1 protein-coding gene and 1 pseudogene are annotated in these 2279 nt (G+C 77.0%); both read right to left on the bottom strand.

Annotated features, from left to right (window positions below; genetic code table 11):
- Positions 1-811, bottom strand: a pseudogene (locus GJ634_RS14940) (type II secretion system protein); the annotation flags it as partial.
- Positions 812-814: 3 nt separating this feature from the next.
- The coding region (locus GJ634_RS14935; RefSeq protein ID WP_157503625.1) for a type II/IV secretion system ATPase subunit at positions 815-2279 on the bottom strand (1465 nt) is incomplete at its 5' end.

Below are 2279 nucleotides of genomic sequence, written 5' to 3'. Positions count from 1 at the left end.
CGACGAGCGCGCCGGCGACGCCGCAGCAGCCAGCGACCGCGGCGTTTCGCCGGCGGTCCGCCAGTTCCGGGTGGTCGCTCGGCACGGCGGCGGGCGGGAAGGCGACCGGGCGTCGCGCGAGAATCCAGCAGACGACCGCGAGCACCGCCAGCGGCAGCACCACGCAGTACGCGAGCGAGACGGCGCCGAGCGTGAGCGGGAGGCCGGCGCTCGCCGCGGCGGGGACGACGCCGACGAGCGCGAGCGGCAGCACGACGCCGAACGCGTAGACGCCCATCGTCGGGCCGTGGACGGCGTCCGCGTACTCGCTGGCGCGCTCCCGTGCGCCCTCGACGACGACCGCGAGCGTGCGGTCGAGGAGGCGTTCGCGGTCACCCGCGGGGGCGTCGACGGCGGCGTCCGCGAGCGCGGCGGCGCGGCGCAGCGACGGCAGGTGGTCGGCCCACGTCACGGCGAACGACGCGAACCCCGCGCCGGCAGTCCCCCGGGACTCGCGGGCGTGGGCGGCGAGGCTGGCCGCGAGTCGGCCGTTCCCGTGCTCGGCGGCGAACTCGGTGGCGCGTTCGAGCGCGGGGTCGAGGCGGAGCGAGAGCACGACGAGACAGACGACGTCGGGGGCCGCGCCGAGCGCGCGCGAGCGCTCCGCGACCGAGCGGACGTGCGGGCCGTACGCGAGCACGACAGCCACCGCGACGCCGAGGAACGCGACCGCAGTGCCGGCGTACGGGTTCCACCGGACGGCAGCGAGCGCGAGGGCGGCTGTGACGGCGACGGTGGCGAGTACCGCCCGCTGGTTCGCGGGTTCAGTCATCGGTCACGCGGGCGGCGCGTTCGCGAATCGCCGCGCGGACGTCGGCGTACGTCTCCCCGGGCGCCGCGAGGTCGGCGACGACGCCGCTGTTCCCGCGCGAGACGCGGTCGTCGGGGTCGCCCCCTCCCCGTCGTCGGCGTAGAGCGCGGCCGCGCCGTCCTCCGTGACTTCTTCGACGCGAGTGACGCGGCGACCGTCGGCGGTGTCCGCGAGGGTGACGACGAGGTCGGTCGCGGCGAACGACGACGCGGCGACGCCGAGGTCCGAGACCACGCGCTCGCGGACGCCCTCGGCGCCGTCGCCGTGTATCGTCCCGAGGACGGCGGCGTCGCTGGCGCCGACGCGCATCGCCTCGTAGAGCACCCGCGCTTCCTCACCGCGGACCTCGCCGACCGCGATGGCGCCGTCGCCGAGCCGGAGCGCGGTTCGGAGCGCGTCCGCCATCGAGACCTCCGCGCCGGCGCCGTCGCTGTTCGCGTACAGCGCCTGCACGTCGCGGCCGTCGCCGCGGAGCGCGCGCACCGGGAGTTCGGGCGTGTCCTCGATAGTGACGAGGCGGGTACCGGCGGCGAGCCCCCACAGCGTCGCGCCCAGCAGCGTGGTCTTGCCGGCGCCGCGCGCCCCGGCGAAGAGGACCGAAGCGCCGCGGCGGAGCGCTTCGACGAGGAAGCCGGCGAGCTCCGGCGAGAGGGTGTCGTTCGCGACGAGGTCGGGGAGTTGGAACGGGTCGGCGTCGTGCGCGCGGAACGCGAACCCCGTGCCGTCGCTGACGGGGTCGGTGACGCCCGCGACGCGCACGCGCCCAGTCGCGCCGAGGCCGTCGATAGCGGTGTCGAGCGTGGGATTGGCGCGCGAGAACGGACGGTTGCTCTCCGCGCGCAAGCGGGATGCGAGCCGCTCGGCGCCGGCGTCCGTGAACCGGACGTTCGTCCGGGCGTCCGCGCCGTCGACGGTGACCCGGAGCGGCCCGTCGGCGACGGGCGCGCTCGCGTACACGTCAGAGATTCGGGGGTCCGCGAAGAGGTCTTCGAGGACGCCGAAGCCGCGGGTGTGTTTGCGGAGCGCGTCGGCGAGCGGTTCGCGGTGCTCGCCGGCGGCCTCGCGGACCGCGCGGCCGGAGGCGTCCTCGCCGTCGGGAATCGAGCCGTCCGCGAGCAGGCGGCGCGCCTCGGCGAGCACGCGGCAGTCCGCTGGCGCGAACTCGTACTCGGGCGGGACGACGTGGTAGACCGGCAGGTCGTCCGGCACGGCGTACTCGCGCACGGTAGCGCCGGTGTCGAGCGTTCGGGTGTCCCGCAGGCGGCCCTCGGGCGGGGGCGTCGGTTCGATGCGGGCGTCGGCGAGCGCGGGGCCGACCCGCGGCCGGAGCGCGTCGTAGTCCGGGAGGTCGCCCGCGGCGGCCGCGAACCCCGTCTCGGCGGCGAGTTCGCCGACCGGCCCGGCGCGCCCGCTGGCTTCGGCGGTCGGC

Origin of the sequence: Halobacterium sp. CBA1126, from assembly GCF_009741975.1 — an archaeon.
GTDB lineage: Archaea > Halobacteriota > Halobacteria > Halobacteriales > Halobacteriaceae > Halobacterium.
The sequence above is the reverse complement of the archived record's forward strand: the minus strand, read 5'-3'. Positions and strand labels throughout refer to the sequence as shown.